Genomic DNA, 19,845 nt, shown 5'->3' on the forward strand with positions numbered 1-19,845 from the left:
TAAGCCAGGGCCCGGATTTGAACCGAGGTACATCGGTCTGCAGCCGATTGCATAGCCACTCTGCCACCCTGGCAAAGATTTAACACAGTTACCATGATATTCAATATAACATTTAGTATCCGATATAATATATTAAGTTTACTGATAAACATAGGTTATAGTTATGTATCTAACAAAAGATGAGGAAAAAATACTAGATGGAGAAGAAGGCTGGGGCAAAAAAAAAGCGATGGAGATTTTGGTGGCTATAGGTGATATATACAAAGCAGATAAATTAATAAAAATAGAGAATGCTCATGTTTCAGGAGCATCTTATAAAAACCTAGGAGATGCTGGATTGGAATTCTTAAAAGATCTCTCAACAGATGTAAAAGTGGCTGTTAACACCACTTTAAACCCGATTGGTCTCGATAGAGTGAGGTGGAGATCGATGAATATCGATCCTATATTTGCCGAGAGGCAGATGGAGATACTATCAATCTACAAAAAGATGGGTGTATCCGATGTCTGTACCTGTACGCCGTACTATCTTAGATATATAAAACCAGGAGAAAATCTTTCATGGGCAGAATCTTCGGCTATAGTCTATGCTAACTCGGTATTAAAAGCTAAAACAAATAGAGAAAGTGGAATAAGTGCTTTAGCATCCGCTATTATAGGAAAAACCCCAAATTATGGTTATTTTTTGGAAGAGAACAGATTGCCTAATATCTCGATTACTGTTAAAGAGAAGATTCAGGACTCAGATTATGGTATTCTTGGTTTTTTGGTTGGTAGTTTGGTGAAAGATAAAATACCATACTTTTATCTACCATCTGATCCTTTAGATGATGAATTAAAACAACTGGGTGCAGGGTTAGCATCTTCTGGATCTGTTGTACTATTCTATTACGGAAAGCATAATAAGAAAAATATTTTAAATAATATACGAAAATCTTCGAATGCTGGACATGTCAATGAAGAGATCGAGATAACCAAGAAAGAGATAGACGAAGTTTATACCAAAAAAACAAAAAAGAAAGATGCTGACTTGATAGTTATCGGTTGTCCTCATTGTTCTGTATCCGAGTTAAAAAGAATCAATTCATTACTGAAGAATAAAAGAAAAAAAATAAAAAAAGATCTTATGATATGTACCTCTCGTTGCATAAAAGATAATTATAAAGAGTTAACTGATGAGATAGAGAGTAGTGGTGCGCGAGTTATATGTGATACCTGCCCCGTAGTCAGTCCATTGGAAGGTTATTCTTGTGCAATGGTCAATTCTGGTAAAGCATACAACTATATGCCTACAATGAATAAAATATCGACAAAGATAGGCACCACTGAAGAGTGTATCAATGAGTCTCTCTTATAATGCAGAACCAAAGTTCCTGCATCACAAATCGAAGATTTGTGAGCTACGAAGCAAGGCTTCGTAACATTTGTTTTCAAAAGGAGAAAAATGGCCCTACAAAAAATACCATATATACCAAACGAGACGGAGATAATAGATTTTGCATTCAAAAAGGCTAGTAAAAAGGCCAATATTCAATACAACAGCGGTACTCGTATGTTCATTATAGAATCGGATATGATAACCGCTGTTACCAATTATATATCTAAAATGTTATCATATATAGTACAGAGCTATCCAGATTTAGACGGGCTGTCTGAGTTTTATACCAGGTTAATAGATCTTACAGTAGGAGTAGATAGATTGAAAGTATCATTAAGTAGGATATCGACGGCTAATAAAACGATTAAAAAATTGTCAAGAGGATATATAAAAGATCTTAAAAAAAGAGGGACTAACCGAGAGGGTATAAGAAAAGAGTTCTATGGAAGAAGTGTGTCTATAATCAACGGGCTAAGTAACGATCTCTATTTTTTAAACGAGGCTAGAAAAAAATTAAACAAGATACCCGATATAAATTTAGATGAGCCTATCATTATCGTTACAGGATATCCCAACGTAGGTAAATCGACCGTCGTTAATATTATAAGTACGGGAAGACCAACCATCGCAAGTTATCCATTCACGACTAAGGAAATCGTTGCCGGTCATTTTTATAATGGACGGGATAGATATCAGGTTGTAGACGTTCCAGGAATTTTGGACAGGCTAGACTCAAGAAGAAATAATATGGAGCGGTTAGCATTTCTTGCGATCGAACAGGCTAATAGTATCATTCTCTTTATTTTGGATCTAACAGAGACGTGTGGTTATACCGTGACAGAACAAATTAAACTCTTGAACGAGATTAAACAAAATTTTGATCGGCCAATGATTACGGTAGCAAATAAGACAGATATAAAAAGAGTTGATTCAGATATCGTTGATATCTTTATATCGGCAAAAACGGGTGATAATATCTCAGAACTCATGGAAAAGATCTTGTTGTTGGTCAAAAAGAATAACAAAAACATAAAAAAAGGACGATAATAAATAAGGCATAAGATATCATAGATCAAATATTTGTGAGCATTGCCGTCATTTTGGACAGATCGCATCAATCATCTTTGGAATAAAGTCGAAACAATTGTCTATTATGGCTATAGTTACCGCCTCACAATATTTCTCAACTTAACCCATATTTTTGCACCTCTTTTAATTATATCAACAATGTATTATAGTTAAAATATATATAGTTATATAAAATTTTTGATTGTATGATATAAAATAAAACTATAAAATTAAATTAAGAATTGGCTTTATAACTAACCCTTTTAAAAAGTAATTTTATTTTAAATATGATTTATATAATATCATAAGATTGTTTTATATAAAGACAGAATATTGAAAAGATCAGATCTCTTAATAAGGTAAGAAATTATAGATAGGTTTATTGTATGGATGGAAGATTAATAAGCATAGAAGGGATAGACGGTTCAGGAAAGACCTCGCTGGTAGAGAGTATTAAAAATATTACGAATCTTCGATTCGTAAATCGCAAATCAAAGATTTGCAATAAATTAAATAAGAATATAGTTTATACGAAAGAACCTACAGATTACGATACTGGAATAACAGTAAAAAGATTTTTAAATTCTGATATTAATCCTCTATCGTTGACTTTTCTCTTCATGGCTGACCACTCTGAACATATATCCAGATTAATCAGACCATCTCTCGAGCAAGGAAAAATTGTGATAGTTGATAGATACATAGATAGTAGGTATGCATATCAAGGTGTTACTCTCAAAAAATATTTCAGCATCACAAATCAAAGATTTGTGAGCTACGAATCAGAGATTCGTAACGATCCGATAAAATGGTTAAAGAAGATACATAGTCCTTTTTCCATAACTCCTAATTATACAATTTTGTTGGTAGTAGATATAGATATAGCGATGGAGAGAATAAGACAACGGGAACAAAGATTGATCTCATTTGAAAAGAGAGAGTTTTTAGAAGAAGTCCAAAAGAACTATCTAAAACTTGCCGAAGAGGAACCCGGTAGGTTTATCAAGATTGATGCTAATGAAAATATAGAACAAGTTGAAAGAAAACTAGTTAAAGAATTATCACGAATCTTTGATTCGTGGATTAAAAATCTTTGATTTTTAATATTAGCTACTTTTAAATCTTCAGGTAGTTTTTCTAATAATTCTAATGGTATCTCATCAATCTGGAATATAAAATCTCCGTTCCATCTACCATCCTTTTTGTGATATTTTCAAATGTATTAAAATTTTTAATATTTAAACCTATTTAGTTACTCTCTTTTAATACAAATATTTTAAAACATTACCTTAAAAATTTCTGATTATTAGTATCATGTTACAAAGATTTATAAAAATGGGAAAAGCATGTTACTTATATCCCAAATAGAATTAATAAGATGAATACTGGGTCATTAATTGCCAAAACGTGGATAACATTATCAATTAACTATTTATATCAGAATAAGATGATTACATCATATTTTAATTGTCAAAGATAATATATGTCCCATCTGCTTGGGATGGCTTGATGGTTATTATATAGAAGAGGGGCATATCATATATTCAGATAAAAAATTGACATGCAAAGATTGTGGATTTAGTTTTCAAGGAGAGTTTGATGAGAGTTTATTGGATATAGATTAAAATTAACTAAAAACTCATATGTCTATCACTCATCTTTATTCTTTTTAACCTATCCTTTCCTTTTATCTCTTCAATAACTTCAAAAACGGCTTTTGGCACAAGATCATCCCATTTTTCATCGTTCAATATTCTTTCTCTTATCTTTTTACCCATATACTCTTCTCGGTTCAATAATGGAAAAGTTTTTACTTCTATCCCTTCTTCCTCAAAAAGTCTTATAACAAGCGGGTTGTTAGAATAAACAGTGTTAAAAGGGGGAACCATAGACTTAATATGTGAGACCCAGAGAGCATGCCTGTTTATATCTTCTATAGGTATTACATAATACATTATATTTAAATTGCATAGAGAGCGAGTAATCATCATTACTCGCTCTCCTGCAGTAAAAGGGTCGTTCAGCGTATGGCTTAATTGGGCACTACCTATCCCTATAATGATCTCATCTACCTCTTTAGAGATCATATCTATGATCGCATGGTGCCCTTTATGGTACGGTTGAAAACGCCCAATATAAAAAGCCCTTTTCATATTTTTTAATAAGTCTTAAGCTTATTTGTACGTATACGTCTTTATCCTAAGTATTTTAAATATGGTCCTTATTTAATGATCTTACTTCTCTTTTGCCATCTTTCTTTTGCGGTCGCTCAATTTTTTAGCGGCATCGATACTCCCTTCCTCTATCTCAAGATCATTTTTAGAAATATCTAAGACCTTTATACCCCTTTCAGTCCGTACAATAGAAGTATTCCAACCATCTGGTGCACCTGCCGATCCAACAGATATATCTGCATAATATGCACTGAAATCTACGCATTTATGACACGGAAGTCTGACATATTTTCCTAAATCCTTTACTGGAATGCTCTTTTCATCATCTCCCATAACAATAAACTTGCCTTTACTTACCTCCATCTTTTTTACGGATTTTAAATCGATACCCAACTCTTTTTCTATTACTTGCTTACAGAGCCCATCATAATAAAAAGATTCTAAACAAAATAAGCCAATTATAACACTTATTTTATCTTTTACACTGGTTATATTTGAATTTTTTATCCTTCTTGCAGCATTTACCTGGCATGGCGTTCCAACAATGGCAATATTTGTAAAACCTTCGTTTACTGCATCTTTAAATGCTTTGAATATAGGTACATAAGTATATTTAGTTCCTGCAATCCTTGAGATATCTTTTTTATTCGTTATAACAACAGGACTTGCCTTCCATTCCTCATCTCTTTCTACACCGATTACAGCATCTATCTCTCCTGCCTCAAATAAAGAATTCAGTATTCCCGAAACGGTTGCACCATTCTGTCCTTCTATATTATTAGATCTTGATTTATAGACAGCAATAATATTGTCAAACTCATCTACAGGAGAGCCACCGATAACAGGACAGACATCGCCGCAAGTATCGCATGATCTGCACAATTCCTCGTTTATGATGGCAAACTCATCTACCTCGATACCACTTCTCGTACATGCTATAGTACAGGCTGCACATCCGGTACAACGCCCACTTGATACGACATCTTTCAATCTAACCAAATCAATCATGTAATCTACCCCAGTCTTATTTTAGTATATATAAATAAAAAAATAAAGTTAAAATTTGGATTTGATTCTATAATTGCACAACGATATTTATTTATCTATTTTTAATTATCACAAATCTCCGATTTGCGGTTTACAAACCCTTGGTTTGTAATATCTCTTCACCGATTATTTTTATCGACGTCTCCATATTTGGGCCTACCGGACTTCCTGCAACGATCTGAGTTACCCCTACCTTATAAAGTTTTTCTATCTTCTCTATACATTCTTCTGGAGAGCCACATATAGAGAAAGCATCTAACATCTCATCAGTAACAGATTTTTTAAGAGTGCCAAAATCAAACCGTCCTAATGCTTCTCTTATCTTTTTAACATCTTCTAAATCGATATTATGTCTTTCAAATACGATATCCGGGCTTCCTGCTACAATAAATCCAACAACGATTTTTGCAGCATTTTTAGCTTTTTTAGACTCTTTATCTATCGAGAAACATGTATAAGCAACTATATCAAAATCTTCCCTACCAACCTCTTTCATCCCTTCTTTACAGAGAGGTATCGATACCTCGAAATCTTTGGGGTTTGATGCATTTATCAAAACACCATCTCCGATCATACCAGCTATCTTTAACATTACAGGACCCTGTGCACCTATGTATATAGGAATATCTTCTGTCTTGAAATCCATCTTTGCACCATTTATATCAAAAAACTCTCCATCGTATTTTACCGACTCTCCTGCCCATAATCCTTTTATTATATCCACCGCTTCTTTTAATCTTTTAGCTGGTTTTTCAAACTTTATGCCAAGCTTACTGAGAGTTGTTTTATCACCAGGACCTATACCTAACACACCACGTCCTTTGGATAATTCATTAATCGTTGCTACCGCAGAAGCCGTTACGGCAGGATGAATCTGATAGCTGTTTGTAACGCCAGGACCTATTTTTATCCTATTTGTATTTGCTGCAATCATTGCTAGTACCGCATAAACGTTCCTGTTGTTATAATGGTCTGTTACCCAAATATTCTCAAATCCGTTTTCTTCTGCCAAACATGAGTAGTTTACGATCTTTTCTACTTCCATATTTGGTAAAAATTCTATTCCAAAACTCATACTTTTATCCCCTCCTTGTGTTTCTATAAAAAGTAAACTATATATTATTTTGCTTTGAGCTATCATTTATGATCTTTTTTAATCTTTTTTAAATTTTTAATAAAGTAAAAATAACAGTTTTTATTTTTTTTATAAGATTTTATGGCTTATAATTAGAAAAGACATCTTTTTTACGAAAGAAATATATTTATATCAAAAAAACAAGAAAGAATAACAAAAATAATAAAAATATTTAATTTAAAATTGAAATAAACATAAAAAAACAGTTTTTTGCCAAACATATTATAAGAAAAATATTTAAATAAGAAAATCTTTATTAACCATTAGTTAATCTTATATCTACCTTAATTAAAGGCATTTTTAATCATAAAAATGGCTAAGAGGTGACAAAAATGACAAAAATAGAGTCTTTGGGTGTGCAAATAATAATAGATGCATGGGGATGTAAAAATATAGATAATGAGACATTAGTACGAGAATTTTTAGAAGAAAGTGTTAAATCTTGCAAAGCAACGCTTCTCTCTCTTCATACACATAAATTTTCTCCTCAAGGAATAAGTGGGGTCGCCATAATATCAGAGTCACATATATCTGTACATACTTGGCCGGAGTATAATTATGCCGCTATCGATATATTTACCTGTGGTAAGGACGTAGAACCATATAACACATTAGAAGTTGTTAGAAGAATATTCGATCCAGAGAATATTACGTTGAATGAATTAAAGCGAGGGGTCTCAGTTGGAATACTTTGTTGAGGATCATCCATATGCACCGCTTATCCCTATAAAAAAGAAGCTATTTGATGAAAAATCCAAGTATCAATATATAGAGATCTATGAGACAAAGCATCTAGGAAACATGCTCGTTTTGGACGGTGCAGTACAGACGACAGAGAAGGATGATTTCATATATCATGAGATGATAACATACCCCGCTCTGGCTATATCAAAAAAATCGGATGATATCTTGATAATTGGAGGAGGGGATGGTGGTGTAGCAAGAGAGATATTGAGGTTTAACAAACATGCAAACATAGAGCTTGTAGAGATAGATGAAAAAGTTATCGAAGTATCTAAACGATTTCTTCCAGAAGTAGCTTCGGCTTTAGATAGGATAAATGTAATAATAGACGACGGAATAGAATTCGTTAAAAAATCTAATAAGAGGAGAGATATCATAATAATCGACTCTACCGATCCTACACCGTATGCAGAGGGACTTTTTTCGAGAGAATTTTATGAATATGCCCATAAATTAAGCAGTATTCTTGTTACACAGACAGAAAGCCCTATATCCGATAGAAAAGTGCATCTTAAAACGATCGATAATATGAAGAGAGTCTTTAAATATGTTTATACTTATCTGGCATGTATACCAACTTATCCAGGGTCTATCTTTTCTTTTTCAATAGGGATGGATAAAGAGTTAAGAGAGATAAAAGATATAGATGTAAAGACCCGATACTATTCTAAAGAAAGATTCTTATTATCTATGGACGATTTTACGAAATGGGTTATGGAATAACTTATTTCCTATTAAAATTTTTTAATTTTTTCTCTCTTACTAAGAAATCTTTGACATAATGGATTCGAATATAAAATAGATGTAAGATGGGTGTTTTTATGATAAAGACAAGGATCAGAGATTTTGTGATTAGCAAAGATGATTGGATATTATCTGTGGTAGAATACGATAATAGGAACGGTATAAATTGTATGTTAAGATACGTGCCCGATCCTAAAGGCGAACGTGTAAAAGATAACAATGGTAAAAGATACAAGAAATTTGATTTTGATGAGGCTATCAGTTTTATAAAAAGTAAAAAACCCGAGTACCTCGTAGGTGATATTCTTCTAATATCTGAAAAAGATGTTAAAACGTTATTAAAACCTGAAGAAAGGCTTAAAGATGCAACAAACAAATCGGAAGAGTTAAGATTACTTGTAAACCTCTTAATAAAAGAGGGGGTAAGGGAAGATTGTATGGGTATTACAGGATCACGGCTTGTTGGACTACAAAATGATGATTCGGATATAGATTTTGTGGTTTACGGTAATGAATGGTATAAAGCAAGAGATAGAATAATAAAATTGAAGAAGCAAAGGGAGATAAACGAGATAGATGAGGATACATGGAGATTTATTTATAATAAAAGAAGACCTGAGATATCTTTTAATGAGTTTATCATCCATGAGAAGAGAAAAGAGAATAGAGGGTTGATTAACAATAGATACTTTGATTTATTATACGTACGAAGTTGGGATGAGATAAAAGATATCTATCTCCCGATCCAAAAAAGAAAGATATGCAGAAAGAAGATAGAGTCTACCGTAATAGGAGATAAATATGCATTCGATAGCCCGGCAATCTACGAATTAGATAAAAAAGATGAAGGAGTGGATATGGTAGTATCATTCACCCATACTTACGTAGGTCAGTGTTTTAAAGGGGAAAGGATAGAAGCAAGTGGTGTCTTAGAATATTGGGATGATAAAAAAATTTTAGTTGTTGGAACCACAAGAGAGGCAAGAGGAGAGTACATAAGATCTCTATCGCTTTTAGAAGATATAAGATAGAAGGAAGAAGATGAACGTATCCGCATCAGATATTAGGCAATATATGATCTGTCCTCGAATCGTGTATTTCCGAGAAGGAGATCGAGATAGGTGGGAGATGATAGATGAAAGATTTGTTAAACACCTTTTTATCAAAGAGATCTCGTTAGATGATCTCCTTTATTCGATAGATTGGGAGGACAGGGAGACTATAGAACAGTTGCTCTTAAAATCTCTTGTAAAGAGTGAGGATAGAATAAAAGAGATATATAAAGATGGTTTAAAGAATATCGATCAAGAAATTATCTGTACTGCAAAAGAGGATGTAAAGAGAGAGATTAAAAAGATTGCAGAACGGTTATGGAACAGGTTAAATACAGATGGATTGCTGATAAAACAATTAATGACACCCATAGAGGTCGAAAGAAGAATATACTTGGATAGATTGGGTCTACATGGAATAATAGATAAAATTGTGATATTTAACGATGAAGAGATTCCAAATATTGTAAAAACCGGAAATTCTCCAAGTATAAGCATCTGGAAAGAAGATAGAGCTCAGTTAACAGCATATATTATGTTATTAGAAGAAGAGACAGGAAGAATTATCAGTAAGGGTGTCGTAGAATATTTTAGATGCGGAAGACCTGTATTAGTCGAAATAAATAGATATGATAGACGGCTTGTTCTCAATATTAAAGAAAAGATAAAGAAGATACGAAGAGGAAGACTACCTGAACGCGAGGATAGAGTATTCTGTGAGCATTGTATATATAAAGATGAGTGTATAGTAACAAGAAGTTTATTATCAAAATTTTTCTGAAAACAAATGTTACGAACCTTTAGTTTGTAACGAATCTTCGATTCGTAACAGCGCAATGCTGGACTGTGTATCCAGAAACAGAAATCACCAGGAGGTGCAGGAACCGTAGGTTCTACATTATCAAAAAAATGAGTGACATACTCTGGTCGGAGAAATACAGACCAAAAAGGTTTGATGAGATCGTAGGGCAGGAGAGAGTAGTTGGTAGATTAGAAAGATTGGTAGAGAGTAAAAATCTCCCTCATATTCTAATAAACGGGTCCAAAGGGGTTGGTAAAACTATGCTTGTTCTTGCCCTTGCCAACGAGTTATACGGCGATCTGGTAGCAGATAATTTTACCATACTGAACGCATCTGATTTTTTCGATCTTGGAAGATCTTATCTGGATAAAGAGGCAAGATTTTCAAGATTTTATAAGAGGGACAAACCTGTTATATCTATCTTTAAGGACTCGATAAAAAAATACGCATCTATATTACCTTTTAATGCAGATTATAAGTTAATTTTTATAGATAATGCAGAAAATCTAAGGAAGGATGCTCAGGATGCATTAAGGCGGATAATGGAGAGATATTCAAATACGTGCAGATTTATATTTGCCACTACATCAAAATTTAACATAATTTCGCCGATAAGATCAAGATGTGTCGATATATTCGTACCTAAATTGGATAAGAACCTTGTATCGAGTATCTTGTTAAATATTTTGGATAAAGAAGGCATAAAAGTCACCAAAGATGGAGTAGAATCGATAAATAATGAACTATCAAACGATATCGAGTTTGGAATAGATGTGATACAATTTGCATCAAGAGAATACGGATTAATAAATTCAGATGCAATACGGTATTCAATAAAAGAGATTGGAAGATCAGAATTGGATATTTTGATAGATAAATTATTTGAGCAGAACAATGCAGATATCAAAAAAGAGATCGAAAAAATTACTTTGATAGAAGGTTACGACAGTAAAGAGATCATAGAATCTACTATTAAAAAGATAAAGAATATAAAAATCAGCGAGAGAAAAAAGGCGATAATAACACTGCTTATTGCAGATATAGAGCATGATATAGTAAGAGGAAGATACGACTTTATCCATCTTGAACGGCTATTTTTAAATCTTAAAATATTTTTGTTCTCTTAAAATACATATAAAATTAGGTTACCCTAAGTTTTATATACAAGATTATTATTTTAGTATTTATGCTTAGTAAGAGTGAAGAAGAATATCTAGAAGCAATGTATGATCTTATGGAAGAGGGAGAACGATTATCTACGAAGAATATATCTGAAAGATTAGATGTTAGTATGGCAAGTACGAGTGAGATGGTGAAGAAACTTTCTAAAAAAGGGTTTTTGGATTATAAGAGATATAAAAATATAGAATTAACAAATAAAGGATTTAAAAAGGCAAAAGAGTTAAAAAGAAAGCATAGGTTGCTTGAAACATTTCTTTCAACAATTTTAAAGAGGAAAGAGATTCATAATGAAGCATGTGAGTTGGAACATGCGATATCAAGAGAGAGTACCGATGCGCTATGTAAATATTTAAGTTGTCCTACAGAATGTCCAGATGGTAAAACTATACCGAAATGTGATGATAAAAATTGTGATGATTGTTTTACATCCATGTTAGATAGTCTTGAAATAGGCCAAAAGGCAAAAATTATAGATTTTCTTTGTGGAAAAAAAGCAAAAATGAGACTTAACGAATTAGGTCTGGTTCCAGGAAACTATATAGAAGTAATTAATAAAATTTCTACAGGCCCGGTCAAGATAAAAGTAAAACAATCTGAGATCGCGATAGGAAAAGGTCTTGCCAAAAAAATACTGGTGAAAAAAGATTATGAATGAAAAGAAGATAAAAATAGCTCTTGTAGGAAATACAAACGTAGGAAAAAGCGTAATCTTTAATAATCTGACAGGATTACACCAACATATAGGAAATTGGCCTGGAACAACTATAGAGCTGGCAGAAGGACGATTGAAATTTAGAGATTATTTGATTGATATCATAGATCTCCCTGGTATCTATTCATTCTCATCTTTTTCATCGGAAGAGGAGATAACAAGGGATTACATATTTAAAAATAATCCAGATATAGTTATAAACGTTTTAGATGCGTCCACGCTTGAAAGAAACCTTTATTTAACTTTGCAATTGATAGAGATGAGGATACCTCTGTTAATAGCACTAAATCAGGCCGATCTTGCGAGATCTAAAGGCATCTATATCGATATTGATAAACTTAGCAAGATTTTAGGAGTGCCAGTAGTTCAAACAATTGCAATAAAAGGGGAAGGATTTTCAGAATTACTTGATAAGGCAATATATATCTATGAAAATGATTTAAAACCACAAAAGAAGATAGAGTATAGGAAAGAGTTAGAAGATGCGATCGAAAGGATATGTGAAAGATTAAACGAAGAAAGATATAAAGGATATCCTAAACGTTGGTTAGCAATAAAGATCTTAGAAGGAACCGAACCAAAAGATGTAGAAATAAAAGGTGTAGATGATATAATCCAACATCTTAAAGATCGTGTTAAAGATGATCTCTTCACATATATCTCAGCAGAAAGATATTTCGTTGTAACTAAGATAGTAAACGAAGTACAGACGATATTGAAGACAGAAGAATCGTTTATAGATAGACTAGATAGATTTTTTACAAATTATTTCACCGGCTCTATATTTTTTATAATCTTATTTTTATCTATATTCTATTGTATATTCTCATTCGGTGATTTTGTTAGCGCATTCCTTGAATCGATTTTATTAAATCTTTTTACTACCACAAGTGTTTTAGGCTTGATATATGAAGGGTTCGTTGCCGGATTAACGATCGTTCTTCCGTACATAATACCGTTCTATCTCTTATTCGGGATAATAGAAGATACTGGGTATATTGCCAGAGCCGCATTTCTGTCGGATGGATTGATGCACAAGATTGGAGTCCATGGAAAGGCAATAATACCTTTGATCATCTCGTTTGGTTGCAATGTACCAGGATGTCTCGGATGTAGGATAATTGAGGGGGAAAGAGAGAGAGAGATCTCGATATTTCTATCTACTTTGGTTCCCTGTTCCGCGATTAATATCGTGATAATGAGTATCGTTGGGAAAAACCTTGGTATAGAGTATGTTTTTCTTCTTTATGTTATTATTCTTGTTATCATAGCTTTTTTCGGAAAGATAGCATATAAATTTGCACCAGGAGAACCATTAGGTCTTATAATGGAGATGCCACCTCTTAGGAGACCATCTTTAAAGGTGATAGCAAGTCAGGCAACATATAGAACTATGAATTTTGTAAAGATAGCGTTTCCTATTATAATCCTCGGTAGTCTTGTTATCGGATTGCTTAATACGTTTGGATTGACAGGCACCATAGCAGATATATTGAGTCCTTTAATCGAAGAATGGCTATTAATTCCTCCATTAGCAGGTGTTGTATTGATATTTGGTATTGTCAGAAAAGAATTAACCGTTACTATGCTTTTAACTCTATTTGGAACAACAAATATATCTGCAATAATGACTGCACCTCAAATGCTGACATTTACTCTTACTACAATGTTATATGCTCCTTGTTTGGCAACAATTGCCGCTCTTGTCAGGGAGATAGGCATAAAAAAAGCAATATATATCGTATTATTCGAGACAGTCTTCGCCTTTTTAATAGGCGGTTTATTTGCAAGATTTTTATTGGTAATCATGTAAATAAAATAAAAAAGACTCACTGATTAATTGCTCTGTATGGATGTCATTCAATCGTATATATGTAGAGAAGATATACGTGGCATCACTTATCAACGCAATACTGTTTGATGTTTTCCATACGTTCTATCATAATGAAATTAAACAAATTTATAAGAGATATGATTAAACATAAAAATTATGAAAAATTTGGAACCGTTATTCAATCCGAGATCGATCGCTGTCATAGGCGCAACCAACAATATAAATAAATGGGGATTTTCCACCTTCTTAAGCATAGTAAGCAGTAAATTTAAAGGAGATATCTATCCTGTAAATATAAAAGAAGAGAAAATACTTGGCTATAAAGCATTTAAAAGAGTTACAGATATACCTGGCCCTGTTGATCTTGCTATTTTTGTTATTCCGGGGCCTAATGTACCTACAGTAATGGAAGACTGCGTTGAGAAGGGTATAAAGGCTGCAATTATTATATCTGCCGGATTTGCTGAGATGGGGGAAGAAGGAAAGATATTAGAGGATGAGGTTTTAAATATAGCAAGAAAGGGGAATATTCCTTTTGTGGGACCAAATTGCATGGGTATGTGGAGTGCTTCTTCTAATTTAGTAGCTTCTATGTTTCCAATCTTAATAAAAGATGGTCCCTTTGCTTTCGTATCTCAAGGTGGATGGTTAGGTGTCGCGATAGCAGAGTCCGCTTATGCTCGTGGAATTGGATTTCACAGATATGTTAGTTGTGGCAGAGCGATAGATATACAAATAGAAGATTATATAGAATATTTTGGCAACGATCCTGAAGTAAAAGTGATCATGGCTTATATAGAAGGATTAAATGATGGAAGAAGATTTATCAAGAAGGTTAAAGAGGTAACACCAAAAAAACCGGTTGTTGTGTTAAAACCTGGAAAGAGTGAAGTTACAGCGAGAGCGATAATGTCCCATTCGGGAGCATTTTGTGGGGTTGACGAATTTTATGATACAGCTTTCAAAAAGTCAGGAGTAATCAGGGTAAAGAGTGAAGAGGAATTATTGGATGTCTCTATAGGGTTTTTATCAGAGATAGAATCGGGAATAAGACCTAAAGGCAGGAATGTTGCTATAATAACAGAGGGCGGTAGCGTCGGTGTGGTTGCTTCAGATTTTTGTGCACAAAATGGGTTGAATGTTATCGAATTATCTAAAGATGTTATCGATTATTTTAATAGTATATTTCCTCCTCGATGGAGCCATGGAAACCCTATCGATCCTGCTGGAGATAGAAACTTTGTAGCTTATCTAAAAGCGATAGAGAAGGTTTTAGAATTAAATGAGATTGATTCATTGATTTTAGTCGGTATGGGAGGAATTTCCCATATATCGAGACTAATTGAAAGCTTTGATTTAGATATCAGAGATATTTTCACGAGGATAGATCTACCAAATAGCATTCGATACATCCTTTATTCATTTATAAGAGTGATCACAACTTTAGTAGGAGGAAAGATTATAGATGTTAAAGGATATATCACAAATATGGTAGAAAAAATCTTATTCTCGAATAGGATAGATATTAATGAGTATGTCTCGATAATTCTAAATTTGATAGGACCTACAATAGGTTATTATGCATCAGCAGGAGACGAAAAAGATGCAAAAGAGTTTGTGTCCTTAATAAATCCTCTTATAAACTCGATAATAACATACAACAAAAAGGATATAGTATCTCTTATAGAAAAATTTATCCCTGATATCGTTGTCTCTATCTCATCCTTGATTATATCTAAAAAACTTGTAAATACCGAAAAAATATTAGAGATGCTCGATTATCTCTTAGGAATGCTCGTTTTAAACTGGGTACAAACCTATAAAAAACCTATATTTACAACCCTTGCATTTGAAGGGACGAGCAGATTAATAAAATTAAACACTGGTGTGTATTTCCCATATCCTAATCTAGAAAGGGGTGCAATCACTTTAGCCAAATTGGTCGAATATGAAGAATATTTAGAAAGATTAAAATAAGAGAAGATCCAACATCTCGATCAGTCTGTCTATCGTCAGATAAAACTGTTCTCCACTTGTTAAATTTTTCAACGTAAACCGATTCTCTTCTACCTCTTTTCTTCCAATTATAATCGCAAAATTTATTCCGACAGAGTTTGCATAGGAGAGTTGAGCCTTTAAGTTTCGTCCCATAATATCAGTCTCTACTATAAACCGCTTTCTGAGCTCTTTTGAAAGAGAGATAGCATGCCTTCTACATTCTTCGGTGGAAACAACGAGTATCCTCTTATCGTTTTTGCGCTCTTCTTTAACAACTTCCATAATTCTATCAAAACCGAGGGCAAAACCCCTAGTGTTTTCAGATTTTCCTCCAAACAGTTCGATCAATTCGTACTCACCACCACCACATATCTGTTTCTGGGCGCCAAGCCCGCGAGAATAAATCTCAAAGACTATACCGTTGTAATAATCCAAGCCTCTTGCGATAGAAAAATCTAATATGGGATGTATATCGTATATGCTCAAAAGATCTAATATCTTTAAAATATCTTCTATTTCCTCCTTCTCTTCCTCACCAAAGATTTTTTCTATATCATCTATAGTAGATAGATCCTTTAAATCTAATAAAGCGAACAAACCTTCCCCATCTATCCTCTCGTCATCTAAAAAGGCATTAAGTGTGTTATAATCTTTTTTATCAATTAATCGGAATATCTTTCGCTGTTTTTCTTCATCTATATCGTTATTATTCCGTGTTATAGATCTTTTAAGGAGAAAAACATCACCTAAATGAAGATCAAAATTATTCAGACCGATAGATCTTAAGATATCCACAGAAAGAGCGATCATTTCAAAATTAGCTAAATCTCTCCTTCCACCTATTAATTCAATGCCAAATTGCCAAAATTCTCTAAAACGGCCTTTTTGTGGTCTTTCATATCTGAAACAATTATCAAAATAGTATAATCTTAACGGTTTTTGTCTATTTTGCATCTTATTGATATAAATTCTGATGACTGGTGCAGTGATCTCCGGGCGTAACGCAAGCATTCTTCCCCCTTTGTCTTTGAACGCATATATCTCATCGATTATACTCTCTCCTGATTTTAACGTGAACAGTTCGAGATGTTCGAAAGTTGGTGTCTTGATCTCTACATAACCCCACCTCTCAGCAGCATCTCTCATCTTTTTCTCTACAATTCTTCTTATATTCATCTCTTCAGGAAGAAAATCTCTCGTTCCTCTAGGTTTCTCGATCATTTATAGAATCTCCCATCCATCTAACTCTTCTTTTAATATAGAGAGCAATTTTGGCATATCTATGTTTATTGTTGGAAAGAATAACGGATAAACTCTCTTCTCATCAAGGTAAAAATCTAATATGCAGAATACCTCTGTAATGTCATCATCCCAAAGGTAGACCGTTACTTTGTTATCAGTCTCATTCCTCTCTTTTTCAAGATGTGCATCGACCCCAAGATCTATTTTGACTCTTTCTATAAGTTTCTTGAATAGTTCTTCCATGAAAGTCCCTCCCTCTCCATCACTATTGCAGAACCTCCATCTTTGTAATAATAGGGGATGATACCTACCTCTTTAAAGTTCATACTTTTATAAAGTCTTTTAGCAACCTCATTATTTTCTCTAACTTCCAATCTTATCTTCTTTACTTCTTTTTTCTCTAAAACATCGATTATTTTTTCTAATAAGGCTTTACCAATACCGCTACCTCTATAATCTCTTAACACTGCCAGGCTGAATATCCGTCCAACTCTTTCAACGATTAATCCTACTACAAAGCCGACTACCTTGTTGTTAACGGTTGCCACATAAAAACTATCTGGGAAAAATTGATACAGTTCTATATAATACATAGAGTTATCTTCGTTAAATGCGTCTAATTCTAACGCTCTTACTTCTGGAAAATCGTTGATGCTAAACTGTCTGATTATTACTTGAGGAATATACAATCTTTTATTCACCTTCATAAAACTTTTATCTATAATCAATTAAACAATCTTATATTGATTTATGCTATATAGCGATTTGGCAGAATATATTATAAAAAAATATGGGAATAATAAAGTAATCGAGATCGGCGTTGGCAAAAATTTCCAGCTTGGAATATTACTTTATAAGGATACCGAATATATCGCCACAGATATTTTTATAGTAGAAAATGCCCCTTTTAAGATCGTTATAGACGATATCTTCGATCCAAAAATATCATTATACAAAAATGCTAGACTACTAGTCTCTATCAACCCACCAGAAGAGATTCAACCGGAAATTTGTAAACTTGGTAGGAGAATATCTGCCAATATAATAATAAAACCGTTAAATGGTGAGATAATAGATTTTAAAAAGTATTGTAGCAAGGTATCAATCATAAATTATAAAAATTCTTTCTTCTATGAATTACGCATAGAATGATAGATAATAAAATAAGATCTCTCATATCTTTATCTCCCTGCCAAACATCTTCATAAATTTACCAGGCAATCCTCGTATGTTTCCCCCTTTAAACATACCGAACGCTTTTTTCAGCGTCTTGTAATAATTTAAAAGATCTCTTACCTCTGCAATATCTGATCCCGACCCGATAGCGACACGCCGAATCCTACTACTATCAAAACAGGCGGGATTCTCAAGTTCATACTCTGTCATAGAGTCCATTATTATCTTGTATCTATCCAGTTTATACTTGGTCTTCTCATAATCTTTGTCTTTTAAATCAATCCCAAATCCACCAAAAGGGATCATCTGAAGGAGCTGATTAAACGGTCCCATCTTGTTTATCGCCTCAAACTGTTTATACATCTCTTTTAACGTAAATTTTCCTTTAAGCACCTCTTCTACAGCCATCTCATCGGGTTTAACCGATTCTTGTACCCGTTCCATCAGGGATTTAAGATCGCCCAGCCCAACCAGCTTGGATATGAAACTATCTGGATCAAACTTTTCTAAATCATCGATTCTTTCACCCACACCGATAAAAGCAATACTGCTACCTGTCTCGGATACTGCAGACAACGCTCCGCCACCTTTTGCCGTTCCGTCTAATTTTGTGATTATCACTCCGGTTATTCCGATAGCTTCGCTGAATTTTCTGGATTGAACCTCCGCCTCCTGACCTATTGCTGCATCCAGAACCAAGAATTTATGATCCGGCTTAAGTACTGCATTGATCTCTTTCATTTCCTGTATCAGGTCGTCTTCAAGAGCATGTCTTCCTGCCGTATCTACGATCTTGACTTCGTACTCTTTCATCTCATTCAGACCATTTTTTACCACATCTACAGCGTTTTCATTCCCTTTTTCACCATAAAAAGGAATACTATGAACTTTACACAGCTGCGATAGCTGATCGTAAGCGCCAGGTCTGAAAGTATCTGCACAAATAACACACGTCTTCAGTCCTTTTCTTTGGAAATATTTGGCGAGTTTTGCGGTTGATGTCGTCTTACCAGATCCTTGAAGACCAACCATCATTATGTTCTGACGTTTTAACTCAATCTCTGTAACTTTACCTAGAATATTTGAGAACTCTTCATAAATTATCTTAGAAATGTGCTCCTTTGCATCAAATCCTTCTAAAACTTCTTCTTTCAACGCTCTCTTTTTTATATTTTCAGATAGTTTCATAACGAGCTTTACATTTACATCTGCCTGTAAAAGAGCCCGTTGGACATCTTTTATGATCTCTTCCGCTATTTTTTTATCTATCTTGTTTAATCTTGCCAATTTATTAAATGTTTCTTTAAGAGAGTTGCCCAAATTACCCAAAATCATTATTATTACCTCTTTATTCTAGATCTATCAAATTTTGTCTTTAAAAGGTATGTAGCATCTTAGATTTTTATAGTATCTTAATATATGATAATCTTGCAAAACTTGTTTATTTAATAATATTTTTTGATCTGCTTTTATTTAATATTTATGTTATTCGTTAAAATAGGTAAATATGGTCACAAATGATTTAAAACAAGAATTTTATGATAACTTTCATCTTCC

At 33.4% G+C, this 19,845-nt stretch carries 20 protein-coding genes and 1 tRNA gene; 13 read left to right on the forward strand and 8 right to left on the reverse strand.

Annotated elements, in window-relative coordinates; all coding sequences use genetic code 11:
- Positions 1-2 precede the first annotated feature (2 nt).
- Positions 3-73: transfer RNA gene (locus LPC15_RS00760), tRNA-Cys, on the reverse strand.
- 90 nt (positions 74-163) lie between these two features.
- Between LPC15_RS00760 and LPC15_RS00765 the strand changes: the two genes are divergently transcribed.
- From LPC15_RS00765 to LPC15_RS06885, 4 genes are all read left to right on the forward strand, one after another.
- A complete protein-coding gene (locus tag LPC15_RS00765; RefSeq protein WP_229234807.1) occupies positions 164-1,357 on the forward strand; it encodes an aconitase X in 1,194 nt (397 codons plus the stop codon).
- 87 nt (positions 1,358-1,444) lie between these two features.
- Positions 1,445-2,425 carry an NOG1 family protein gene (locus LPC15_RS00770; RefSeq protein ID WP_229234808.1) on the forward strand — a complete coding sequence of 327 codons (981 nt, stop codon included), beginning with the start codon at positions 1,445-1,447 and terminating at the stop codon, positions 2,423-2,425.
- Positions 2,426-2,832: 407 nt separating this feature from the next.
- Positions 2,833-3,543 carry a dTMP kinase gene (locus LPC15_RS00775; RefSeq protein ID WP_229234809.1) on the forward strand — a complete coding sequence of 237 codons (711 nt, stop codon included), beginning with the start codon at positions 2,833-2,835 and terminating at the stop codon, positions 3,541-3,543.
- Between the two features lie 399 nt (positions 3,544-3,942).
- Positions 3,943-4,071 carry a hypothetical protein gene (locus LPC15_RS06885; protein WP_267496949.1) on the forward strand — a complete coding sequence of 43 codons (129 nt, stop codon included), beginning with the start codon at positions 3,943-3,945 and terminating at the stop codon, positions 4,069-4,071.
- Positions 4,072-4,077: 6 nt separating this feature from the next.
- On the opposite strand, the gene LPC15_RS00780 is transcribed toward LPC15_RS06885, so the two are convergent.
- From LPC15_RS00780 to mer, 3 genes are all read right to left on the reverse strand, one after another.
- The gene (locus LPC15_RS00780) at positions 4,078-4,599 is read right to left on the reverse strand and encodes a nicotinamide-nucleotide adenylyltransferase (protein WP_229234810.1); all 522 of its coding nucleotides are present in this window, start codon (positions 4,597-4,599) and stop codon (positions 4,078-4,080) included.
- An 81-nt stretch (positions 4,600-4,680) separates the two neighbouring features.
- Positions 4,681-5,628 carry a Coenzyme F420 hydrogenase/dehydrogenase, beta subunit C-terminal domain gene (locus LPC15_RS00785; protein WP_229234811.1) on the reverse strand — a complete coding sequence of 316 codons (948 nt, stop codon included), beginning with the start codon at positions 5,626-5,628 and terminating at the stop codon, positions 4,681-4,683.
- 130 nt (positions 5,629-5,758) lie between these two features.
- Complete coding sequence (gene mer / locus LPC15_RS00790; RefSeq protein WP_229234812.1) at positions 5,759-6,742, reverse strand: 5,10-methylenetetrahydromethanopterin reductase; 984 nt, start codon at positions 6,740-6,742, stop codon at positions 5,759-5,761.
- Positions 6,743-7,134: 392 nt separating this feature from the next.
- Here mer and speD point away from each other — a divergent pair, with 392 nt between their 5' ends.
- The 8 genes from speD (at position 7,135) to LPC15_RS00830 (ending at position 15,849) form a co-directional block, all read left to right on the forward strand.
- Entirely contained in the window at positions 7,135-7,500 is a 366-nt protein-coding gene (gene speD, locus LPC15_RS00795; protein ID WP_229234813.1) for an adenosylmethionine decarboxylase, read from the forward strand.
- Complete coding sequence (gene speE / locus LPC15_RS00800; protein ID WP_229234814.1) at positions 7,484-8,269, forward strand: polyamine aminopropyltransferase; 786 nt, start codon at positions 7,484-7,486, stop codon at positions 8,267-8,269. The genes speD and speE overlap by 17 nt, the downstream gene beginning before the upstream one ends.
- A gap of 98 nt (positions 8,270-8,367) precedes the next feature.
- A complete protein-coding gene (locus LPC15_RS00805) occupies positions 8,368-9,321 on the forward strand; it encodes a nucleotidyltransferase domain-containing protein (protein WP_229234815.1) in 954 nt (317 codons plus the stop codon).
- A 10-nt stretch (positions 9,322-9,331) separates the two neighbouring features.
- Positions 9,332-10,123 carry a Dna2/Cas4 domain-containing protein gene (locus tag LPC15_RS00810; RefSeq protein WP_267496951.1) on the forward strand — a complete coding sequence of 264 codons (792 nt, stop codon included), beginning with the start codon at positions 9,332-9,334 and terminating at the stop codon, positions 10,121-10,123.
- Positions 10,124-10,251: 128 nt separating this feature from the next.
- The gene (locus LPC15_RS00815; RefSeq protein WP_229234816.1) at positions 10,252-11,271 is read left to right on the forward strand and encodes an AAA family ATPase; all 1,020 of its coding nucleotides are present in this window, start codon (positions 10,252-10,254) and stop codon (positions 11,269-11,271) included.
- Between the two features lie 59 nt (positions 11,272-11,330).
- Positions 11,331-11,981, forward strand: a complete 651-nt coding sequence (locus LPC15_RS00820) for a DtxR family transcriptional regulator (RefSeq protein WP_229234817.1) — start codon at positions 11,331-11,333, stop codon at positions 11,979-11,981.
- Positions 11,974-13,851 (forward strand): ferrous iron transport protein B, encoded by a 1,878-nt coding sequence (gene feoB, locus LPC15_RS00825; protein WP_229234818.1) that lies wholly within the window; start codon positions 11,974-11,976, stop codon positions 13,849-13,851. Before LPC15_RS00820 ends, feoB begins: the two co-directional genes overlap by 8 nt.
- Before the next feature lie 177 nt (positions 13,852-14,028).
- Positions 14,029-15,849 (forward strand): acetate--CoA ligase family protein, encoded by a 1,821-nt coding sequence (locus tag LPC15_RS00830; RefSeq protein WP_229234819.1) that lies wholly within the window; start codon positions 14,029-14,031, stop codon positions 15,847-15,849.
- On the opposite strand, the gene hisS is transcribed toward LPC15_RS00830, so the two are convergent.
- From hisS to rimI, 3 genes are read right to left on the reverse strand one after another with little or no spacing between them, the layout of a single operon-like run.
- Positions 15,841-17,091: a histidine--tRNA ligase gene (gene hisS, locus LPC15_RS00835; protein WP_229234820.1), complete on the reverse strand. Its 1,251-nt coding sequence runs from the start codon at positions 17,089-17,091 to the stop codon at positions 15,841-15,843. The genes LPC15_RS00830 and hisS overlap by 9 nt on opposite strands.
- Entirely contained in the window at positions 17,092-17,355 is a 264-nt protein-coding gene (locus tag LPC15_RS00840) for a hypothetical protein (RefSeq protein ID WP_229234821.1), read from the reverse strand.
- Entirely contained in the window at positions 17,328-17,819 is a 492-nt protein-coding gene (gene rimI, locus LPC15_RS00845) for a ribosomal protein S18-alanine N-acetyltransferase (RefSeq protein ID WP_229234822.1), read from the reverse strand. The genes LPC15_RS00840 and rimI overlap by 28 nt, the downstream gene beginning before the upstream one ends.
- 43 nt (positions 17,820-17,862) lie before the next feature.
- Here rimI and LPC15_RS00850 point away from each other — a divergent pair, with 43 nt between their 5' ends.
- Entirely contained in the window at positions 17,863-18,264 is a 402-nt protein-coding gene (locus tag LPC15_RS00850) for a UPF0146 family protein (RefSeq protein WP_229234823.1), read from the forward strand.
- Positions 18,265-18,285: 21 nt separating this feature from the next.
- Here the strand turns inward: LPC15_RS00850 and LPC15_RS00855 are convergent, their stop codons facing one another.
- Positions 18,286-19,623: a signal recognition particle protein Srp54 gene (locus LPC15_RS00855; protein ID WP_229234824.1), complete on the reverse strand. Its 1,338-nt coding sequence runs from the start codon at positions 19,621-19,623 to the stop codon at positions 18,286-18,288.
- Positions 19,624-19,845 lie beyond the last annotated feature (222 nt).

It is taken from the genome of Candidatus Methanoliparum sp. LAM-1, assembly GCF_020885915.1.
Taxonomy (GTDB): Archaea; Halobacteriota; Methanoliparia; order Methanoliparales; family Methanoliparaceae; genus Methanoliparum; species Methanoliparum thermophilum.

Bases quoted from the DNA above. Each gene is read 5' to 3' on its own strand.
- LPC15_RS00765 (WP_229234807.1), top strand. From the start codon at position 164: ATGTATCTAACAAAAGATGAGGAAAAAATACTAGATGGAGAAGAAGGC.
- LPC15_RS00770 (WP_229234808.1), top strand. From the start codon at position 1,445: ATGGCCCTACAAAAAATACCATATATACCAAACGAGACGGAGATAATA.
- LPC15_RS00775 (WP_229234809.1), top strand. From the start codon at position 2,833: ATGGATGGAAGATTAATAAGCATAGAAGGGATAGACGGTTCAGGAAAG.
- LPC15_RS00780 (WP_229234810.1), bottom strand. From the start codon at position 4,599: ATGAAAAGGGCTTTTTATATTGGGCGTTTTCAACCGTACCATAAAGGG.
- LPC15_RS00785 (WP_229234811.1), bottom strand. From the start codon at position 5,628: ATGATTGATTTGGTTAGATTGAAAGATGTCGTATCAAGTGGGCGTTGT.
- mer (WP_229234812.1), bottom strand. From the start codon at position 6,742: ATGAGTTTTGGAATAGAATTTTTACCAAATATGGAAGTAGAAAAGATC.
- speD (WP_229234813.1), top strand. From the start codon at position 7,135: ATGACAAAAATAGAGTCTTTGGGTGTGCAAATAATAATAGATGCATGG.
- LPC15_RS00805 (WP_229234815.1), top strand. From the start codon at position 8,368: ATGATAAAGACAAGGATCAGAGATTTTGTGATTAGCAAAGATGATTGG.
- LPC15_RS00810 (WP_267496951.1), top strand. From the start codon at position 9,332: ATGAACGTATCCGCATCAGATATTAGGCAATATATGATCTGTCCTCGA.
- LPC15_RS00815 (WP_229234816.1), top strand. From the start codon at position 10,252: ATGAGTGACATACTCTGGTCGGAGAAATACAGACCAAAAAGGTTTGAT.
- LPC15_RS00820 (WP_229234817.1), top strand. From the start codon at position 11,331: ATGCTTAGTAAGAGTGAAGAAGAATATCTAGAAGCAATGTATGATCTT.
- feoB (WP_229234818.1), top strand. From the start codon at position 11,974: ATGAATGAAAAGAAGATAAAAATAGCTCTTGTAGGAAATACAAACGTA.
- LPC15_RS00830 (WP_229234819.1), top strand. From the start codon at position 14,029: ATGAAAAATTTGGAACCGTTATTCAATCCGAGATCGATCGCTGTCATA.
- hisS (WP_229234820.1), bottom strand. From the start codon at position 17,091: ATGATCGAGAAACCTAGAGGAACGAGAGATTTTCTTCCTGAAGAGATG.
- LPC15_RS00840 (WP_229234821.1), bottom strand. From the start codon at position 17,355: ATGGAAGAACTATTCAAGAAACTTATAGAAAGAGTCAAAATAGATCTT.
- rimI (WP_229234822.1), bottom strand. From the start codon at position 17,819: ATGAAGGTGAATAAAAGATTGTATATTCCTCAAGTAATAATCAGACAG.
- LPC15_RS00850 (WP_229234823.1), top strand. From the start codon at position 17,863: ATGCTATATAGCGATTTGGCAGAATATATTATAAAAAAATATGGGAAT.
- LPC15_RS00855 (WP_229234824.1), bottom strand. From the start codon at position 19,623: ATGATTTTGGGTAATTTGGGCAACTCTCTTAAAGAAACATTTAATAAA.